This is a genomic window from Acinetobacter rongchengensis (genome assembly GCF_003611475.1).
GTDB classification, from domain to species: domain Bacteria; phylum Pseudomonadota; class Gammaproteobacteria; order Pseudomonadales; family Moraxellaceae; genus Acinetobacter; species Acinetobacter rongchengensis.
Map to the genome: position 1 here is coordinate 1 of NZ_RAXT01000228.1, position 307 is coordinate 307.

Annotated in this window: 1 protein-coding gene; it reads right to left on the reverse strand. The window is 40.7% G+C overall.

The window, feature by feature from the left end; all coding sequences use genetic code 11:
• On the reverse strand, positions 1-307 hold a 307-nt coding region (locus D7V20_RS19665), incomplete at both ends, for a SwmB domain-containing protein (protein ID WP_171407878.1).

A 307-nucleotide genomic window follows, 5' to 3' on the forward strand; every position in this document is an offset into this window, starting at 1 on the left:
ATAGCTATACGTAACGCTTTGTCCTATCCCAATCGCGGGAATGAAACTCAATAATACATCGTTACCTGTGATTGTAATTGCAGTTGGAACAACAACTTGACCATTAACCGTGATACTAAAATCATTGGCATTGGGTGGGTTGTTTCCATCTAAAGTTTCGTTGTAATGGAATACCAATTGTCCAGCAGAATTGACTTCTACGCTTTGTAATATTGGCGCTGTGCTATCAACATTCGAATGGTTGTCATCTGTGGGCAAAGTGGTTTGTGGAATGCTTGCAGCATCATTCCCCGCTGTATCTTGAATA